The organism is Aeromicrobium sp. A1-2 (genome assembly GCF_003443875.1).
In the GTDB taxonomy this organism is placed as follows: domain Bacteria; phylum Actinomycetota; class Actinomycetes; order Propionibacteriales; family Nocardioidaceae; genus Aeromicrobium.
Genome location: NZ_CP027482.1, coordinates 1,358,945 through 1,376,245, shown reverse-complemented (window position 1 = coordinate 1,376,245; position 17,301 = coordinate 1,358,945). Strand labels below are relative to the sequence as shown.

The window sequence follows — 17,301 nt, the reverse complement described above, 5'->3', positions numbered from 1 at the left end:
CGCTGGGCCCGGCTGAGGCGCGGTGCCGAAGACCTCGAGTCAGCGCGCTGCTGCAGGCCCGTTGTCGTTCAGGGAGTCAGCGGCTGCCCGCAGGAGGAAGGCAAATATCACCAGGATTGCCCCGGTGGCCCATCCGACCAGAGCAACAGGAACGGGGATCCACAACAAGATGCTGATGCCGGGCAGCACCAGGGCCGCTGACAGGTAGGCGAACATCCGCATGCCGTAGAGAAAGACGAAAGGGAGGTAGTGCGCACCCACGATCACCATGCTGGCGGGGAAGAATAGCTCGCCGCGGCCTGCAAGCATGGCCAGGACCACCACGAGGCCGATGGGCACGGTGAACGCGATCTGCATCGCCAGCGCCGCCATGGGATGCCCGGGTGGCAGCGACGCGGGGCGTCCCGTGAGTCGAATCGTGAGCCAGGTGAGCGGGAAGATCAGGCTGCCGCCGAAAAAGAGCGCGATAACGGCACCCTCGGTGGAGACCCACTGGGCCACTGACGCTGCCAGTAGCCACACGACAGCAGACACCAGTTGTCCGTAGAAGCCGCCCACATAGAGCCGGCGCACGTCGCCTTGAGCGTCGGCTATCAGCATCGTGGCCTTCCTTCGTCCGGCTCCGCTGAAAGCGTGGGTTCCAGTCCTAGTCAGGCTAGACGGTAGGACGGCGCGCCAGCATCTCCCGGTGCTCCGAATCACCGAGGCGGGCGTCGGAGACCTTCAGGCGAGTTGATTCGCGCGTCCGCCGCTTGTGATCGTCGTGCCGGTCTCGCCGAATCTCGCGGTGCGGCGATCCGATCCGAAAGCACGCACGACGGGTCACAATTGTGGTTAGGCGCTTTTCGCTTCCACAGGCATTGAGCACAACCGGACAGGGCGAGGGATTCTTGATCTCTCAGATCAGGGTTCGAGTCCCTGGGTGCCCTCGTCAACAGCAGTCACCACTTCCACGCGCATAGGACGAGCATGAAAGTCTTCCGACCCGCCATACTGTGCGTGCTCGCGCTCGTCATGCTCGCTGGTTGCGGCGGCACGGGCGCGCAGACCGAAGAGGGATAGTCCATCTTCCAGACGAGCCAGACCAAGCAGACGTTGTTCTTCGGCCAGTCCGACGATGAGCCGAACGCTGGCCGCCCAGGAGACAACCCCACGCCGGGACGGTGGAACTGAGTCTCTCCCGGGTCTCGGCCGACGGAACCAAGCGGCTCGTCGACACCGTTCAAATGAGACCGGACGACGACGGCGGCGGCTTCATTTTTGATGCCGCGAAGGAGAACAACTTTCTGAAAGGCACATTCGTTGTGACGGTCAAGAAGTTGGGCAGCACGCCTTCTGAGGTGACCTTGAAGGTCAGGCTCGTCGGCCAAACCCGCAGCTGCGCGCACGTGGTTTCACGGATAGCGCACCCGCATCCCCAGCAGGGTGAATCCCGCCCTGCGTTCGGAGACTCAACGTTGCGTACGACGACTTAACGCGGAGCCCGGCGACGTGAACCTTCTGTTTGAAGACACTCGGCGAAGACACTCGGCCTGGTCGTTGCCTCAAACGATGCGACGTTGCAAGCAATCGCTGAAATACGAGGGGAAACGCAGAACCCCCACAACCCGAAGGTCATGGGGGAACCGAACGTGTCCGAGGGGGGACTTGAACCCCCACGCCCCTTACAGGGCACTAGCACCTCAAGCTAGCGCGTCTACCATTCCGCCACCCGGACATGCGCCCCAAGACGGGGTGCGGTGCAGCACTGAACTTTAGCAAACCTCGGCCAGCGTTCCGAATCGGGTAGGCCATCCATCCGAGCAACTGGCCGGGCCCGCGCTGGCACCACGGCGAATTCGTTGGCACAATTAGTCGAGGCCCCGGAAAGTATGAGTTTCCGGGGCCTCTTGGTGAGCGAGCGTGATGCTCTCCCTCATCCAGAATCCTTCTGCTCTCCCACCTGCCACATCACTGGCTGGCTGCCTCCGGCTTGCGCCTTTGACCATGGAATCGAATCTGGATTCTTTCCTGCTCTCCCGAAGGAGTGCGTAGGTCATTTGTATGCCTCCGATGGCAGCCCGCGCAAGGGCTTTCTGGAAGTTTGTCGGTCATTCTTGGCAATTGGCGAGGTTACCCACAGTGTGACCCAGGTCACCCACAGGGCGTCCCCTGTTGTGCACAGGTTTTCCACACGTCAGCCCGGTTCGGCGTTCGCGAATCCGGTCAGAGGATGGTTGAGACAGCGTGGATGACAACGCCGGCCAGACCGCCGACCACCGTGCCATTGATGCGGATGAACTGCAGATCCCGACCAACGTGCAGCTCGATGCGATCGGCGGTCTCCTTGCCGTCCCATCGCTTGACGGTGGCAGAGATGATCGTCGCGACCTCACTGCCGTAGTGGTTGACCGCGTACGCCGCCACGTCCGAGATCGTTGCGTCGATGCGCTGGCTCAGCTCGGGCTCGTCAATCAGGCGTTGACCGAGCCGTTCGATCTCTTCAAGCGCTCGACGACGCAGCAGGCCGGCCTCGTCGCCCAGCGAGCCGATCAAGGCGCGACGCAGGGCGTCCCACAGCTGCACCGAGGTCACGCTCACCCGCGGCTGGGACAGCATTCGCACCTTGAGCCGTTCGAATCGGACGCGGGTGGCGGGATCGGTCTGCAGGTCCTGCGCGAGCTCCTTGAGCCACCTGTTCAAGGCAATGCGGGCGTTGTGCTCCGGAGTCCGGCCAATCTCCTCGACCCACTCGACGACCTGCTCGTGCACCCAGCCGGCCACCCGCTTGTCGAGCCACTGCGGAGTCCAGGACGGCGCGCGGTTCTCGATCAGCGCCGCGACCTCCCCCTCGTTGTGGGAGAGCCACCGCGCGAGCTCGTCGACAGCGAGGTCAACCAGGCCGCGGTGCGCGTCGTCACGGAGAACCTCCTCAAGCAGCTGACCCACGACGGGGCTGAGCTCCTCCTCCTGAAGTCGCGGGATCAGGGCTTCCTGAACCACTGCAGCAACATCGGACTCCTTGACGTGCTGCAACGCGTCCGCGAGCACCCTGGATCCTTCGGCCACCAGACGTTCGCCATGGCCTTCAAAGACCAGCCACTCCCCCACACGTCTGCTGACGCCGGCGGACTGGATGCGCTCGCGGACGACGTCCTCGCGCAAGAAGTTGTCCGTGACGAACTCCTGCAGACTCTCGCCCAGCGACTCCTTGCGGTTCGGGATGATCGCGGTGTGCGGGATCGGCAGCCCGAGCGGGTGACGGAAGAGCGCGGTGACCGCGAACCAGTCGGCGATCGCGCCCACCATGGCCGCCTCTGCGCCAGCATTGACGTACGCCACCCAGCCGTCCTGTTCGCGGGTCAAGAACCAGACGACGGCGGCCAGAAGCAGCAGCGACAGCGCGATCGCGCGCATGCGCCGCAGGCCCCGCAGACGTGCTGCGTCCCCGGTCGAGAGGCCCTCCGGCATCTGGAAGCTCTGGCTGGCATCTGTCGAGGTCACGGCATGACACTATCCGCGACCGGGCGCTCCCGCCTGCGTACACTTCTGGCCATGAGCGAACGTGGGTTTGTCGTGGAGAAGACGTCATGAGCTTCAACGAGGGCGCCTCGCTCGACACGAGCCAGGTCACCGGTGGCGGCAGCGGACGTGGCGGCGCGATCATCGGCGGTGGCGCCGGCGGCATCGTGCTGCTGATCCTGAGCCTGGTCTTCGGCCAGAACTTCACCGGTGGCGGCACCAACCCGTTCGACAGCTCGCAGATCCAAGGCGGCGGCGACACATCGGCCACCGACTTCTCGCAGTGCAAGACCGGCGCCGACGCCAACACTGACACGACCTGCCGGATCATCGGGACGGTCAACAGCGTCCAGGCGTACTGGACCGAGGCCCTCCCGGCCGATGTCAGCCGGCAGTACCAGGAAGCCAAGACCGTGATCTACTCCGGATCGACCCAGTCCGCCTGCGGTACGGCCTCGAATGCGACCGGACCGTTCTACTGCCCGTCCGACCAGCGCATCTACATCGACGCGACCTTCTTCGACGAGCTGACGAGCCAGTACGGTGCGGACGACGGTGCTCTCGCACAGGAGTACGTCATCGCGCACGAGTACGGCCACCACGTCGAGAACATCCTCGGCTTCCTGGCCCAGGGGCAGGACGGCAAGACCGGCCCGCTGAGCGGCGGCGTCCGCATCGAGCTGATGGCTGACTGCATGGCTGGCGTGTGGGCCAATCATGCCGCCACGACCAAGGACGCCGACGGCAACACCCTGCTCAAGCCCCTCACCGACGACGACATCCTGTCGGCGCTGTCGGCGGCCTCGGCGGTCGGCGACGACCGGATCCAGAAGGCCTCCACCGGTCGGGTCAACCGGGAGACGTGGACCCACGGTTCGAGCGACTCACGCCAGAGGTGGTTCCTGGCCGGCTACCGCGGCGGCAACGTCAACCAGTGCGACACCTTCAGCACCGACGACCTCTGAGTGGTGTCCGACCGCAGGCTGAAGGCCGAGACGTGGATCGTCCTGGGGCTGTCGCTGGGTGCGTCAGGCGTCTACTCGCTGGTCAGCCTGATCCGCAAGGCGACCGAGCCGGGCGGGCTCCGTGAGCAGACCGCGACACTGAACGGGTCGCGAGACACCCGGGAGGCGTTCGACTTCATCTACCAGGTGCTCGGCATCGGATTTGCCCTCGTGCCGGTCCTGCTGGCGCTCTACCTGCTGTCGCTCGACCCGGTCAAGGAGTCGGTGCTGCGCCGTCTGGGCCTCGACGCACGACGTCCGCGCCTCGATCTTGGCTGGGGTGTGCTGCTGTTCCTGGCGATCGGCATCCCAGGGCTGGGGCTGTACGGCCTGGGACGCCTGCTCGGCATCACGACCCAGATCATCCCAGCGCCCGACACGTCGTACTGGTGGACCATCCCGGTGCTGATCCTGGCCGCTCTGCAGAACGCCATCGTGGAGGAGGTCATCGTCGTCGGCTACCTGATGACCCGCCTCAAGGGCTTCGGCTGGACGACCTGGGCCACGATCGTCACCGCCGCGGCCCTGCGCGGCAGCTACCACCTGTACCAAGGCGTCGGTCCGGGAATCGGCAACTTCGTCATGGGCCTGGTGTTCGGCTACTGGTTCCACCGGACCAAGCGGGTCCTACCCTTGGTGATTGCCCACACGTTGCTCGATCTTGTCGCGTTCGTGGGATACCTCGTGCTCGGCGATGCGTTGGGACTGACATGAGGATCTCCTACGACCCGGCGCTGCCGATCTCGGCGCGCCACGACGACATCGCGGCGGCGATCCGCGACCACCAGGTCGTCGTGGTCGCTGGCGAGACCGGCTCGGGCAAGACCACGCAGCTGCCCAAGATCGCGTACGAGCTGGGCCGCCGATCGATCGCTCACACCCAGCCGCGCCGCATCGCGGCCCGTTCGGTCGCCAAGCGCATCGCAGACGAATGTGACGTCGAGCTGGGCGCCGAGGTCGGCTACGCCGTGCGATTCGACGACCAGACCGGGTCCGACACCGCGATCAAGCTCGTCACCGACGGCCTGCTGCTGGCCGAGCTGCAGCGCGACCGCCTGCTGTCGCGGTACGACACGATCATCATCGACGAGGCGCACGAGCGCTCGCTGTCGATCGACTTCCTGCTGGGTTACCTCAAGCAGCTGCTCCCCCGCCGCCGCGACCTCAAGGTCATCATCACCTCAGCCACGATCGACGTCGAGCGGTTTGCCGAGATGTTCGACGCCCCCGTGATCGAGGTCAGCGGACGGACGTTCCCCGTCGAGCTCCGCTACCGTCCACTGGCCGAGACCGGCGCAGACGACCAGCTCGACGCAATCGCGTCGGCGATCTCCGAGCTGCCGCGCGACGGCGACATCTTGGTGTTCATGTCCGGGGAGCGGGAGATCCGTGACGCGACCGACTACCTGCTCGGCAAGAAGTACCCCCGCACCGAGATCCTGCCGCTGTTCGGACGGCTCGCTGCCGGGGACCAGCAGAAGATCTTCAGCAATCACAGCGGACGGCGGATCGTGCTGGCCACCAACGTCGCAGAGACCTCGTTGACGGTGCCGGGCATCCGCTACGTCATCGACCCCGGGTTTGCCCGGATCTCGCGGTTCAGCCAGCGACTCAAGGTGCAGCGACTGCCGATCGAGCCGGTCTCGCAGGCCAGCGCCTCCCAGCGGGCCGGCCGCTGCGGGCGCGTTGCGGACGGCATCTGCATCCGGCTCTACTCCGAGGGGGACCACGACGGTCGGCCTGAGTTCACCGACCCGGAGATCCAGCGGACCAATCTTGCCTCGGTGCTGCTGCAGATGGCCTCCCTTGATCTCGGCGAGATCAGCAGCTTCCCGTTCCTGGACCCGCCCGACTCCCGCGCTGTGACCGACGGCCTCAACCTGCTCTATGAGCTCGGCGCGATGCACGGCCGTCGGCTCACGAAGGTCGGTCGGTCGATGTCGACGCTGCCGACCGATCCGCGGCTGGGCCGCATGTTGCTGGCCGCCGACCGCCTGGGCTGCCTCGCCGACGTCCTCGTGATCGTGTCGGCGATGTCGATCCAGGATCCGCGGGAGCGGCCGCTGGAGCACCAACAGGCCGCCGACGAGAAGCACCGCCGGTTCGTGGAGCCGGACTCGGACTTCCTGTCATGGCTGACGCTGTGGAAGTACATCCGCGAGCAGCGCGACAACCTCTCGAGCTCGGCGTTCCGTCGCATGTGCCGCGACGAGTACCTGCACTATCTACGCATTCGCGAGTGGCAGGACGTCCACTCCCAGCTCCGACGGACCGCCAAGGAGCTCGGCATGAAGGCCGGCGCGCCCGGCGCAGACCCCGATCTGGTGCATCAGGCCCTGCTGACCGGGCTGCTGTCGCACGTGGGTCTTCGCGACCTCGACGGGCGGGAATTCCTGGGCGCACGGCAGGCCAAGTTCATGGTGTTCCCCGGATCCGGCCTGGCTCGGAAGCCCCCGCGCATGGTCATGGTCGGCGAGCTGGTCGAGACCAGCCGTCTATGGGGCCGTTCGGCCGCCAAGATTCACCCCGAGTGGGTCGAGGCCGCTGGCGAGCACCTGATCAACCGGTCGTACAGCGAGCCGCACTGGTCGACCAAGCGTGGCGCGGTCATGGCCCGCGAGAAGGTCCTGCTCTACGGCATCCCGCTGATCGTCGACCGGCTCGTGCCGTACAGCCGGGTCGATCCGGTGGTGTCGCGCGACCTGTTCATCCGGCACGCCCTGGTGCAGGGCGAGTGGCGGACGCACCACAAGTTCTTTGCCCGCAACAAGGAGATGATCGAGGGCGTCGAGGAACTCGAGGAACGGCTGCGCCGACGCGACCTGCGGGTTGACGACGACACCCTGCACTCGTTCTACGACGAACGGGTGCCCGCCGATGTCGTATCAGTTCGCCACTTCGACTCGTGGTGGAAGAAGGCACGGCAGACCGAGCCCGAGCTCTTGACCTTCGACCCGTCGATGCTGAGCCATGGAGCGGACGGAGCCGACGAGGAGTATCCGCGCGAGTGGCACTCCGATGGTGAGGCGTTCCCGCTGACGTACGCCTTCGAACCGGGCATGGACGACGACGGTGTGACGATCGATCTGCCGGTCGAGAGGCTGTTGAGCGTCGACGACCGGGCCTTCGACTGGCATGTGCCGGGCCACCGGGTCGAGCTCGTGACCGAGCTGATCCGCTCGCTGCCCAAGCGGTTGCGGCGAGAGTTCGTGCCAGCTGGCCAGTTCGCGCCCCGGCTGGTCGAGGCGATGGACGCCGGCGCGGCCGATCTGAGCGGTGAGCTGGCGCGGCAGATGCGGCTGCTCAACGGCACCGTTGTGCAGCCCGAAGACTTCGACTTCGCCTCGCTGCCCGGCCACCTGCGCGTGACCTTCCGGGTCGTCGAAGACGGCGTCGAGCTGGCCCGCGGCAAGGACCTCGCCGCGTTGCGCTCGGAGCTGACGAGCCATCTGCGCGCAGATCTCACCCGCGCTGCTCGCGAGGAAGAACGCGGTGGCCTGCTGGCCTGGACTGTTGGCCAGATCGATCGCTCGATCACCGCGGGCCAGGTCACGGGCTACCCGGCGCTGGTCGATGAGGGCGCCTCGGTCGCGCTGCGAGTCCTCGACACACCCGCCGAGCAGGCCGTGGCGATGATCAAGGGGCAGGCCCGGCTGCTGTCGTTCGTGCTACCGACCCCCGTGCCGCAGCTCGGGCGGGCGCTGGACCTGCACGCCAAGCTGTTGCTCTCGACCGGGCCGCACAAGGATGCGGCGGCCGTGATCGAGGAGTGTTGGCTGGCGGCAATCGAGGCGCTGGTCGTGCGGCACGGCGGACCAGCGTGGGACGAGGAGTCCTTCGAGGCGCTGCGCGAGGCCCTCCGGGCCGATGTCTACGCGGAGACCGAGCAAGCCGTGCGCTCGGTGGTCGAAGTGCTGCGAGCGTGGGGCGAGGTCACGCCGACGCCGCCGACCGAGGCCGGCGAGGACGTCCGGGTCCAGTTGTCGTGGCTGGTCTATCGCGGCTACATTCGCGACGCCGGTGTTGCGCAGCTGCGACGACTGCCGATGTACCTCGAGGCCTCGCGACGCAGACTCACGACACCTCTGACCGATGATCTGCTCGCGACCCAGGAGCTCGAGGCGCAATTCCACGAGCGTACGGCTGGGTTGTCGACCTGGGCGCGTCTGACCCCCGAGGTCCAGCACGTGCGCTGGGCACTCGAGGAACTCCGCCTGGGTCTGCTCGCCCAACAGTTTCGGACCGCGTTCCCTGTCTCGGTCAAGCGCGTCACCGCGCTCGTCGACACCCTCTGAGAGGGGTCTCCCAAGCCCACGACGGTTTACCAGGAGAACCAGGTAGACCCTCAGCTCTCCAGGCGAATTTGCCTGGAGAAGTGAGGTTTACCTGGTTCTCCTGGTAAACCACGGACGGGGTTAGACGCCGAGCAGGTCGATCACGAAGACGAGCGTCTTGCCGGAGAGGCGGTGGCCTCCGCCGGCGGGGCCGTAGGCGAGCTCGGGCGGGCACACGAGCTGGCGGCGTCCGCCGACCTTCATGCCGGGGATGCCCTGCTGCCACGCCCCGATGAGCTGCGGGAGGGGGAACTTCGCGGACTGGCCGCGGTCCCAGGAGGCGTCGAACTGCTCGCCCGTGTCGAACTCGACGCCGACGTAGTGCACGTCGACGAGTCCGCCGGGCACCGCCTCGGCGCCGTCGCCGACGATCAGGTCGGTGATCTGGAGCTCGGTGGGTGCAGGACCCTCGATGAAGTCGATCTCAGGCTTGTCAGTCATGCGAACGATCCTGTCACATGGGGTCGCTGTCACAATGGGGTGCATGCGCGCAACCGTTCTCCACGCCCCCCGTGACATCCGCCTCGACAACGCCCCCGACCCGCAGCTGCTGCATGACACCGATGCGGTCGTCCGCGTCGTCGCCTCGTGCGTGTGCGGCTCCGACCTGTGGCCCTATCGCGGAATCCAGAAGAGCGGCGGCCCCGTACGCATCGGCCACGAGTTCGTCGGTGTCGTCGAGCAGGTCGGGTCCTCGGTCACAACAGTCCAGACCGGCGACTTCGTCATCGCCCCGTTCATGTACTCCGACAACACCTGCCTGCTGTGCCGCCATGGCGTCCACACCTCCTGCCCCAGCGGCGGGATCTGGGGTCGTTCGGACCGTCAGGGTGTCGAGAACGACGGCGGCCAGGGCGAGATCGTCCGGGTGCCACAGGCCGACGGCACCCTCGTGGCGACGCCGAGCCAGCCTGACCAGGCCATGGTCGCCCACCTTCTGACGCTCTCCGATGTCTTCCCGACCGGACACCACGCCGCGGTCTCCGCCGGTGTCACGCCCGGCAGCAACGTCGTCGTCGTGGGTGACGGCGCAGTCGGTCTGAGCGCGGTCCTCGCAGCGAAGCGACTCGGGGCAGCCAAGGTCGTCGCGATGTCGCGCCACGAGGACCGACAGGCCGTGGCGAAGCGTTTCGGCGCCGACGAGATCGTGGCCGAGCGGGGCCGCGACGGAGCCGCGCTCGTGCGTGAGATCTTCGACGGCATCGGTGCCGACTACGTCCTGGAGTGCGTCGGCACGAAGGACAGCATGGACCAGGCGATGCGCAGTGTCCGTCCCGGAGGACGTATTGGCTACGTCGGCATCCCGCACGACGCGGTCGTCGATCTGCCGTCGATGTTCGGCCGCAACATCGGCATCGCGGGTGGCGTCGCTCCTGTCCGGGCCTACCTCGAGGAGCTTCTGCCGGACGTGCTGGCCGGAACCGTCTCCCCCGGCGACGTCTTCGACCTCACCCTGCCGCTGGACCAGGTCGCCGAGGGCTACCGGGCGATGGACGAGCGTCGTGCGATCAAGTCGATGCTGCTGAGCTGAACGGCTCGGCCGCCACGACCGCAGCGGTGTTGATCGGGCCGTAGACGTGCGGGAACGGGAACTCCTGACCCTCGACGGGGTCCAGCTGCCACGGCGACGTCAGCAGGTCCGTGTCGATCGTCAGCAGAACCAGCGGCTCAACGACGGCGGAGTAGTGGCGACGGTGGACGCCAGCCACCTGCTCGGCCTGGGAGCAGTGGATGAATCCCACGTCCGCCAGGTCCAGGCCCAGCGTCGAGACGGTGTACGTCCCGGCGGCCTCGGCGGCCCACCAGACCTCCTCGACGGCGAGGTGGAAGATCCTCACGGCATTTGGTCAGCGGTGTCGTTGAGCCGCGCCATGCTACGCGCGAACGCCTTGACCTCGTCCGGGGTCCAGTCGGACAGCAGCGTCGACAGCCGCTCGCTCCCGCGCAGCCGAAAGGCCTCGACCTTCGCGATCGCGGCCGGCTCGGCCACCAGCAGCTGCGCGCGACCATCGTCGGGATCGGGCACCCGTGCGACCAGCCCGATCTTCTCCAGAGCCGCAACGGCCCGGCTTGCGGTCGACTTGTGCACGTCAAGGCTCTCGGCCAGCTCCGAGCCCCGGATCCCGTCGGGCGCGTCACAGATCGCCAGCAGGAACAACAACATGCCGTAGTCCATCGCAGGATGAATCTCAGGAAGCTGCCGCATGGACCGAGCACGCACTCGCCGCAGGAACCTGGCCAGCTCGTAGTCGATGGTGAGATCGTTGGGCAGGTCGCTGGTCATGCCAGAACCCTAACGAACCGGCCAGGTCGCCCGCTGCATCACCGCAGTTGTGACGAGGTGAGATCGAGCAGGCGCCGAGCAACGATGAGCTGCTGGATCTGCTGCGTGCCTTCGAAGATGTCCAGAATCTTGGAGTCCCTCGACCACTTCTCGACCAGCTCGTGCTCGCTGTAGCCCAGCGTGCCGACGAGCTCGACGCACCGCAGCGTGATCTCGTTGCCGACCCGACCGGCCTTGGCCTTGGCCATCGAGGCTTCCATCGAGTTGGGTTTGCGGTTGTCGGCGAGCCAGGCCGCCTCGAGCGTCAGCAGCAACGCCGCCTCCCAGTCGGCCTCCATCGCGATGAAGGTTGCGGCAGCGTACGACTGTGACTGGACGGGGCGGTCGTAGTCGATGACGACCCCGGCCTCCTCGAGCAGGCGCCGGGTGTCCTCCAGCGCCGCACGCGCGCATCCGACCGCCATGCCGGCGACCAGCGGACGAGTGTTGTCGAAGGTCGCCATGGCACCGGCGAAGCCCTGCTTGGTGTCGATCTCGGCGTTGCCCAGCAGGTTCTCTGCTGGCACCCGGCAGTCCTCGAGGACGATGACGGCCGTGTCGGACGACCGGATGCCGAGCTTGTGCTCGAGCCGCTCGACCCGGATGCCGGGCAGGCTCTTGGGCACCAGGAAGGACTTGATCGCAGCGCGACCCAGGTCCTTGTCGAGGGTCGCCCACACGACGACGGAGTCGGATCGCTCCCCTGCCGTGACGAAGATCTTCTCGCCGTTCAGGACGTAGGCATCGCCGTCCTTGACCGCGGTCGTCGTGACGGCCGCGGAGTCGGAGCCGAAGCTCGGCTCGGTGATCGCCATCGAGGCCCAGGTGCCCTTGAACCGCTCGAGCTGCTCCTCATTGGCCACTGCGGCGATCGCCGAGTTGCCGAGTCCCTGGCGGGGCATCGAGAGCAGCAGGCCCACATCGGCCCAGCACATCTCGATGATCGAGAGCACCGATGACAGGTTGGTGCCGTTCCTGACCTTCTTGGAGCCGGCTTCGTCATCATCTCGGCCGACACCGGCAGCGCCGGCGCCCTGGCCCTGACCGGAGTCGCCCATGCCGTCCACGAGTGACGCGAGCAGGTCGAGCTCCTTGGGGTACGCGTGCTCGGCGAGGTCGTACTTGCGGGAGTTGGCCCGGAGGAACTCCTCGGCGACCTGGTGCGCTTGCTTGACGAACGGCCGGAACTTGCGGGGGGTCTCGAGATTGATCATGGTGTTTTCCGCCCTCAGACGAGGACTGCTCCTTCCATCAGGCCGACGGCCCGCAGGTCGCGGTACCACCGCTCCACGGGGTGCTCCTTGACGAAGCCGTGCCCACCGAGCAGCTGGACGCCGTCGGTGCCGATCTTCATGCCGTACTCGGCCGTGAGTCGGCGCGCCAGCGCGACCTCGCGGGAGAAGTCCATGCCCTGCTCGGCACGCGACGCGGCCTTGAGCGTGACCAGGCGCATGCCCTCGAGCTCGATCGCGATGTTGGCGACCATGAACGCAACGGCCTGCCGGTGTGCGATCGGCTCACCGAACGCAGATCGGGTCTTGACGTAGTCCTTGGTGTAGTCCAAAACTGCCTTGGCGGCACCCAACGCGAGTCCGGCCCACGCCAGACGGGAGAGCCGGATGCACTCGCGATAGTCGTCTGCCGCACCGTCGCCCAGGACCGCATCGGTCGGGACATGCACGTCGTTGAGCACAAGACGGCTCAGGCCCGCCGCACGCAGACCCATGCTGGGGTCTGCCTCGATCGTGACACCCGGGACGCTGGACTCGAACAGGAACAGCGTCGGACCACTTCCCTCCAGGTCGGCAGCGACGATGAACACCTCTGCCTCGCTGCCACGCACGACGGCGGACTTCAGACCGTTGAGGACGTAGCCCTCGTCGGTCTTCACCGCAGTGGTCCTGAGGTCGAACGGATCGAACAGCGCACGCGGCTCCGCGACGGCGAGCGCCGCCGCGGGCACGTCGTCGCCGGCGAACGCCGGGAGGTAGGTCTGTTGCTGCATGTCCGAGCCCCACAGCGAGATCGCCGTGGCGACCGCCGCGGGCGCCAGGCACGCGACGGCCTGACCCATGTCGCCGTCGGCCAACGCCTCGGCGACCAGGACACCCGTGACGGCGGACCGATCTTCGGACAGGCCTCCGAGCGACTCGGGGATGTTGAGCAGCGTCAGTCCGAACTCGCTGGTCTGCGCGAGGACCTCCTTGGACGTGTCGTTGGCATTCTCGGCCTCCGTGGCGCCCGGACGCAGCACCTCGGCGGCGAACTCCCGGATGACGCCGACGATCATCTGCTGGTCCTCGGTCGGCTCGAGGTCGAAGACGCCGCTGTCTGAAGTGCTGGACAGCCGTGTGGGCCGACCGGAGCCCTGGACCCGCTTGAACGCGCGGCCGGTCGCACCAGCGACCCGGAAGCCGCCCTTGGTGCCTTCGTACACGGCCCGCTCGGTCGTCTTGCGCAGCTTGAGCTTGTCGATGGTCGGCGAGCTGGCGATGCGGTTCAGCACCGCCAGTCCGATGCCCATGGGATCTCGGCGACTGGCCACAGGAAACTCCTCGAAGGTCTGGGGTTGGACTGAGGTGCCCACCCATTGCCAACTGTAACTGTGAGTTGCAGTTTGACATACCAATGGTATTCGACCTCACATCGCAGGACCAGCAGTTGCCGCGTGTCGGCCGATCGGTAACCTGTGGCAGGTCCTGAGCGAAGGAGCCCAGAGCGTGTCCGATTCACAGTCCCGTCCGCTGCCGGAAGGCGGATCCGTGCGTCCCATCACCCGGTGGGGCGCGCCCGTCATGCACCGAGAGCTCGAGGACGTCACGGTCTTCGACGACGAGCTCGCGACCTTGGTCGCCGACATGGTCGCCACAATGTACGCCGCCAAGGGCGTGGGCCTCGCCGCGAACCAGGTCGGCGTGGACCTCAAGGTCTTCGTGTTCGACTGCCCCGACGATGACAACAACCAGGTGACCGGAGTGGTCTGCAACCCGGTCCTGCACCTGCCTGAGGGCAAGGAGCGCAACCTGGAGGACGAGGACGAGGGTTGTCTGTCGCTCCCGGGCGCCTTCACCGGCTGTGCACGTCCCGACCGCGCCCACGTGTCGGGATTCGACGAGTCCGGCCAACCTGTCGACTTCGTCGGCGACGGCCTGCTCGCGCGATGCCTGCAGCACGAGACCGACCACCTGTTCGGTACGGTGTTTGGAGACAGACTGCCCGAAAGGGCACGCAAGAAGCTGTACAAGCAGCACCAGGACCTGGCTGACAACTATCCGGACGACTGGCCGATCACGATCCTGGTGGACGATCCCGCCATCGAACGCTAGCCCGCGAAGGGTCGCCAAGCGTCCCGGGACGGGCTAGATTCTGATGAGCATTCATCGGTGAGCAGGGGGGGCCGTGCCGCAGCAACACATGCCATTCGTGTCGGACGTCGCGTGGATTCCTCGCGTGCTGCGACTGGTCCAGACGACGATCCCTCCCAGCAAGTTCACCGCGGATCACCTGTTGACCAATGGTTTCGGGCCAGAAGCCCCGCAGCTCGTCCGATTCCTGCGCGCCGTGGGATTCCTTGACGACCTGCGGCACCCCACCGCCGCGTGGACGATGTATGAGATGAGCGAGGCCGGCAACCGGATCCTGCACCAGTTGCTCCGCAAGGCATATGCGCCGCTCTACGAGACGTTCCTCGAGCCGCAGCTTCATGACATGCGGATCCTGGAGTCTCTCGTTGAGCGAGCCACCGGCTACCCCGAGCGGACCAGCCGGCAGACCGTTGCGAGCTACCTGTCCTTGTGTGCGGTCGCGCACCTGGAGATGCCAGCGGAGGAGGAGCGGCTCGAGCACGACGGATTCATCGCCGGACGCAGTTATGTCGTGATCCAGGAGATGTCAGATCTGCTGTCGACCGCAACCTTCGAGCTGGAGGCCGCACACGTCTGCTTTGACGCCGGTGCCCTGCGCCCGGCCCATGTCTCGGCGTGGAATGGCTATGTCGCACTGGCCCTGATGCGGCTGGCGGTTGACGACTTTGCGGCCGTCCGGGCTGTCAGACCCAGATGGCGCGGTCGGACCGTCGCAGACTTGGCTCTGCAGACGCCCGGTCGCAAGCTCATCGACCTGCTCGTCGAGGCCGACCTGCTCAGTGTGAGCGACGAGGTTGACGTCGCGCGCCTGATGCGGCTCCGGGACGCCGCTGCGCACCCGACCGCGTTCCGACCGTCCCGCCACGACACCGAACGCTATCTCGATTCCGTCCTGACGTGGTCCGAGCGGCTGAGGCAGCTGACCCTCGCGTAGACCGGCGCTATCGTCTGCGCAGCTCCCAGCAGGCCACGGCGACGGACGACGCCACGTTGAGCGAGTCGATGTCCGCCGCCATCGGGATCGTCACTCGATGATCGGCGGACTGCTCCCAGTGCCGGCTCAGCCCGTGCCCCTCCGACCCGACCACGAGCGCGAGCCTAGGTGTGTCGTGCGGGACGGTGTCGATCGGGACGGCATCGTCGGACAGCGTCATGGCGTACGTCGTGAAGCCTGCCTCACGCAGCAGCGCGGGCGCCTCGTACCAGTCGTCCACCCGGGCGTACGGGAGCCAGAACACCGACCCCATCGACACCTTGATTGCCCGGCGATACAGCGGGTCGGCGCAGCGCGGAGACAGCAGGACCGCGTCGAAGCCAAGGGCCGCGACGGCACGGAACGTCGCACCCACATTGGTGTGGTCGGCCAGGTCCTCGACCACGACGACGCGGGTGGCCGCGGCGAGCACGTCGCTGGCGGACCGCGCCACGGGTCGCTCGAGCGCGGCCAGCGCACCACGGTGCACGTGAAATCCGGTGAGCCGCTCGATCGAGGCGTCGTCGAGCACGAAGCACGGCGCCTCAGTCATGGCCAGCAGGTCTCCCAGGCCCTCGAGCCACCGGGGCGACATCAGGAACGAGCGAGGCTGGTGGCCCGACTCGATCGCCCGCCTGACGACTTTCTCGCCCTCAGCGAGGAACAGCCCGCGATCGGCCTCCAGCCGCAGACGGAGCTGGACGTCCCTCAGGTCGACGTAGTCGCGGAGTCGAGGATCCTCGAGGTCGTCAAGTCGTACGATCTCGGCCACCGGGCTAGCCTAGCCAGCATGAGCCTTGATCGTCCCGTCGCACCCGATCCCTATCCATTGCTGCCGTCCACCGCCTCGTTCACCGTGACGAGCTCGGACGTCTCGGAGGGGCAGCCGTTGAACGACAACCAGGTCAACGAGTTCGGTGACACCTCTCCGCACCTGACCTGGAGCGGGGCACCTGAGGGCACCAAGTCGTTCGTCGTGACCTGCTTCGATCCGGACGCGCCGATCGTGTCGGGGTTCTGGCACTGGGTCGCCGTCGACATCCCGGCCGACGTCACGGAGCTGGCCACCGGAGCTGGCGCCTCCGACGACACGCTGCCCGGCGACGCCTTTCACGTACGCAATGACGGTGGCGGGATGGGCTTCATGGGCGCCGCTCCCCCGCCGGGCGACCAGATCCACCGCTACATGTTCGTCGTGCACGCTGTCGGCGAGGACCGGCTCGGCGTGGATGGCTCGGCCTCTCCCGCCGTCGTGGGATTCAACCTCGCGTTCAAGACGCTGGGCCGCGCCATCATCAGCGGTACGTACGCTCACTGACCCCGCTGTGTCGCTCGCAGTCCGACGGAGGACAGTGAGCCACACGCACCACGAGACGAGGACCCACATGGACGCCCAGCGAGCCAAAGAACTGTTGAAGGCCGAGACCGAACGACTCACCGCGCTCCTGCGCTCGACGGAGTCCGACGGCCGACAGAACCGCGAGGCCCAGGACGACGACCTGGAGTCGGACGACAGCGCCGAGCAGCTGACCGCCGAGGGTGTCGACGACGCCTTGGCGGAGGGTTTCCGGCTGCGCCTGGAGGCAGTGAAGCGGGCCGAGCAGCGGCTCGCCGACGGCACGTACGGCGTATCCGTGCGCAGCGGCGAACCGATCCCCGAGGAGCGGCTCGAGTTTGACCCGGCCGCCGAGCTGACGGTCGAGGAAGCCACGCAGGACGAGCAGGACTGACTCCGCGCAGGGTCACCTGCACGGAGACGACGAAGGGCGGGTCGGGACTGTGGTCCCGACCCGCCCTTCGT

The 17,301-nt window shown here is 66.9% G+C and carries 17 protein-coding genes and 2 tRNA genes; 10 read left to right on the top strand and 9 right to left on the bottom strand.

Translation table 11 applies throughout. The annotated features are described in order from the left end of the window. Positions 1-39 precede the first annotated feature (39 nt). Positions 40-600, bottom strand: a complete 561-nt coding sequence (locus C6I20_RS06695; RefSeq protein WP_118395250.1) for a hypothetical protein — start codon at positions 598-600, stop codon at positions 40-42. Between the two features lie 256 nt (positions 601-856). Here C6I20_RS06695 and C6I20_RS06690 point away from each other — a divergent pair. Then, positions 857-929 (top strand) — tRNA-Lys (locus C6I20_RS06690). A 234-nt stretch (positions 930-1,163) separates the two neighbouring features. Then, the gene (locus tag C6I20_RS06685; RefSeq protein ID WP_118395249.1) at positions 1,164-1,475 is read left to right on the top strand and encodes a hypothetical protein; all 312 of its coding nucleotides are present in this window, start codon (positions 1,164-1,166) and stop codon (positions 1,473-1,475) included. Between the two features lie 157 nt (positions 1,476-1,632). Here the strand turns inward: C6I20_RS06685 and C6I20_RS06680 are convergent. Next, positions 1,633-1,717: transfer RNA gene (locus tag C6I20_RS06680), tRNA-Leu, on the bottom strand. A gap of 488 nt (positions 1,718-2,205) precedes the next feature. Then, the gene (locus C6I20_RS06675) at positions 2,206-3,483 is read right to left on the bottom strand and encodes a DUF445 domain-containing protein (RefSeq protein ID WP_254052275.1); all 1,278 of its coding nucleotides are present in this window, start codon (positions 3,481-3,483) and stop codon (positions 2,206-2,208) included. An 86-nt stretch (positions 3,484-3,569) separates the two neighbouring features. On the opposite strand from C6I20_RS06675, the gene C6I20_RS17335 reads away from it, so the two are divergent. The 3 genes from C6I20_RS17335 to hrpA are packed head-to-tail and all read left to right on the top strand — an operon-like array spanning position 3,570 to position 8,800. Then, complete coding sequence (locus C6I20_RS17335; RefSeq protein WP_216823007.1) at positions 3,570-4,466, top strand: neutral zinc metallopeptidase; 897 nt, start codon at positions 3,570-3,572, stop codon at positions 4,464-4,466. Positions 4,467-4,469: 3 nt separating this feature from the next. Further along, positions 4,470-5,219 (top strand): CPBP family intramembrane glutamic endopeptidase, encoded by a 750-nt coding sequence (locus C6I20_RS17220; RefSeq protein WP_254052274.1) that lies wholly within the window; start codon positions 4,470-4,472, stop codon positions 5,217-5,219. Continuing rightward, positions 5,216-8,800, top strand: coding sequence for an ATP-dependent RNA helicase HrpA (gene hrpA, locus C6I20_RS06665; RefSeq protein ID WP_118395248.1), 3,585 nt, complete (start codon positions 5,216-5,218; stop codon positions 8,798-8,800). The genes C6I20_RS17220 and hrpA overlap by 4 nt, the downstream gene beginning before the upstream one ends. Before the next feature lie 120 nt (positions 8,801-8,920). Here hrpA and C6I20_RS06660 read toward each other — a convergent pair whose 3' ends face one another. Then, entirely contained in the window at positions 8,921-9,280 is a 360-nt protein-coding gene (locus tag C6I20_RS06660; protein ID WP_118395247.1) for an FKBP-type peptidyl-prolyl cis-trans isomerase, read from the bottom strand. 43 nt (positions 9,281-9,323) lie between these two features. On the opposite strand from C6I20_RS06660, the gene C6I20_RS06655 reads away from it, so the two are divergent. After that, positions 9,324-10,370, top strand: a complete 1,047-nt coding sequence (locus tag C6I20_RS06655) for a zinc-dependent alcohol dehydrogenase family protein (protein ID WP_118395246.1) — start codon at positions 9,324-9,326, stop codon at positions 10,368-10,370. On the opposite strand, the gene C6I20_RS06650 is transcribed toward C6I20_RS06655, so the two are convergent. From C6I20_RS06650 to C6I20_RS06635, 4 genes are read right to left on the bottom strand one after another with little or no spacing between them, the layout of a single operon-like run. Further along, the gene (locus tag C6I20_RS06650) at positions 10,348-10,677 is read right to left on the bottom strand and encodes a DUF952 domain-containing protein (protein ID WP_216823005.1); all 330 of its coding nucleotides are present in this window, start codon (positions 10,675-10,677) and stop codon (positions 10,348-10,350) included. The genes C6I20_RS06655 and C6I20_RS06650 overlap by 23 nt on opposite strands. Beyond that, entirely contained in the window at positions 10,674-11,123 is a 450-nt protein-coding gene (locus C6I20_RS06645; RefSeq protein ID WP_118395245.1) for a MarR family winged helix-turn-helix transcriptional regulator, read from the bottom strand. The genes C6I20_RS06650 and C6I20_RS06645 overlap by 4 nt, the downstream gene beginning before the upstream one ends. Before the next feature lie 38 nt (positions 11,124-11,161). Continuing rightward, positions 11,162-12,376 carry an acyl-CoA dehydrogenase family protein gene (locus C6I20_RS06640; RefSeq protein WP_118395244.1) on the bottom strand — a complete coding sequence of 405 codons (1,215 nt, stop codon included), beginning with the start codon at positions 12,374-12,376 and terminating at the stop codon, positions 11,162-11,164. A gap of 14 nt (positions 12,377-12,390) precedes the next feature. After that, complete coding sequence (locus C6I20_RS06635; protein ID WP_254052273.1) at positions 12,391-13,707, bottom strand: acyl-CoA dehydrogenase family protein; 1,317 nt, start codon at positions 13,705-13,707, stop codon at positions 12,391-12,393. Positions 13,708-13,924: 217 nt separating this feature from the next. Between C6I20_RS06635 and def the strand changes: the two genes are divergently transcribed. Both def and C6I20_RS06625 read left to right on the top strand, forming a co-directional pair. Beyond that, entirely contained in the window at positions 13,925-14,488 is a 564-nt protein-coding gene (gene def / locus C6I20_RS06630) for a peptide deformylase (RefSeq protein ID WP_256372167.1), read from the top strand. A gap of 88 nt (positions 14,489-14,576) precedes the next feature. Beyond that, positions 14,577-15,461: a DUF5343 domain-containing protein gene (locus C6I20_RS06625; RefSeq protein WP_162891168.1), complete on the top strand. Its 885-nt coding sequence runs from the start codon at positions 14,577-14,579 to the stop codon at positions 15,459-15,461. A gap of 7 nt (positions 15,462-15,468) precedes the next feature. On the opposite strand, the gene C6I20_RS06620 is transcribed toward C6I20_RS06625, so the two are convergent. Continuing rightward, on the bottom strand, positions 15,469-16,272 hold the full coding sequence (locus tag C6I20_RS06620; RefSeq protein ID WP_118395240.1) for an RNA methyltransferase: 804 nt from the start codon (positions 16,270-16,272) through the stop codon (positions 15,469-15,471). Positions 16,273-16,290: 18 nt separating this feature from the next. Here C6I20_RS06620 and C6I20_RS06615 point away from each other — a divergent pair, with 18 nt between their 5' ends. Together C6I20_RS06615 and C6I20_RS06610 are read left to right on the top strand one after the other, a co-directional pair. After that, a complete protein-coding gene (locus tag C6I20_RS06615; protein WP_118395239.1) occupies positions 16,291-16,818 on the top strand; it encodes a YbhB/YbcL family Raf kinase inhibitor-like protein in 528 nt (175 codons plus the stop codon). 67 nt (positions 16,819-16,885) lie between these two features. After that, positions 16,886-17,230: a hypothetical protein gene (locus C6I20_RS06610; protein ID WP_118395238.1), complete on the top strand. Its 345-nt coding sequence runs from the start codon at positions 16,886-16,888 to the stop codon at positions 17,228-17,230. Positions 17,231-17,301: the final 71 nt, after the last annotated feature.